The 962-nt window shown below is 59.6% G+C and carries 1 protein-coding gene; it reads right to left on the bottom strand.

Annotation, left to right across the window (positions count from 1 at the left end; genetic code table 11):
- On the bottom strand, window positions 1-962 hold a 962-nt coding region (locus B5F88_RS19740), incomplete at both ends, for a recombinase family protein (RefSeq protein WP_204246288.1).

Genomic DNA, 962 nt, shown 5'->3' with positions numbered 1-962 from the left:
TGTCAGTTCCTGGATGTCCGTGTACCGCTTTGCCAGGGAGATAAAGTGGTCGGTGCCGGACACCTGCTCCCGCAGCCTCTGGATGGCAGTTTCCTTTTCCGGGATGGCCCTGTTCAGCACTTCCATCTCCTGGGTGTAGCTGCCGGAGAGTGTCTGGAACTGCTCCGCTGTGATCCGCCCCAGGACGATGTCCTCATAGAGCCGCTTGAAGATGCTGTCCAGCTCCCTGCTCCGCTTCTTCATAGCAGTCAGTTCCCGTTCCAACCCGCGCGCCTCTTTGCGGATCTCCGCGGACTGCCTGCTGCCGATGTACGCGGCAAACTCCTGGGTGTGCTCCCTGGCCATCGCTGTCACCCGCCGCAGATCCTCCAGGACCACATCATCCAGTATGCACTCCCGGATATAGTGGGCGGTGCAGAGGGTGACGTCCTTCTTGTAGGTCCGGCAGGTGAAGTGGTTGTAGGACCGGCTCATGGTATGGGCGCGGTGGAGCACCATGGTACTCCCGCAGTCGGCGCACACCACCAGCCCGGAATACTTGTTCTGCTCGTCCATCTTGGTAGGCCGCCGTTTGTGCTGGCGTACCTGCTGGACGATATCCCAGACTTCCCGGCTCACCAGGGCGGGGTGGGTGTTTTCCAGCACCATGCATTCTTCCCTGGGATGCTCTACTTTTCGCCTGTCCTTGTAGGAACGAGTGCTGTACCGGAGGTTGATGGTGTTGCCCAGGTAAATCTCATTCTCCAGCATGTTGGCAATCGTACTGTCAGACCACCCGTAGGGATCATTCAAATTCAGACTGCTATGGGCAACGCCAAAGGTTTTATAAGCGTAGGTTGTGGGGCATAGCACCTGTTCCCGCTTCAGCAGCCGGGCAATCTGGCTGGGTCCCTGCCCGGCGGCGCACAGGGCGAAGATACGCCGCACCACGGCAGCGGCCTCCTCGTCCACCACCAGCTTTT

Source organism: Flavonifractor sp. An306, from assembly GCF_002159455.1.
Taxonomy (GTDB): domain Bacteria; phylum Bacillota; class Clostridia; order Oscillospirales; family Oscillospiraceae; genus Flavonifractor.
The sequence above is the reverse complement of the archived record's forward strand: the minus strand, read 5'-3'. Positions and strand labels throughout refer to the sequence as shown.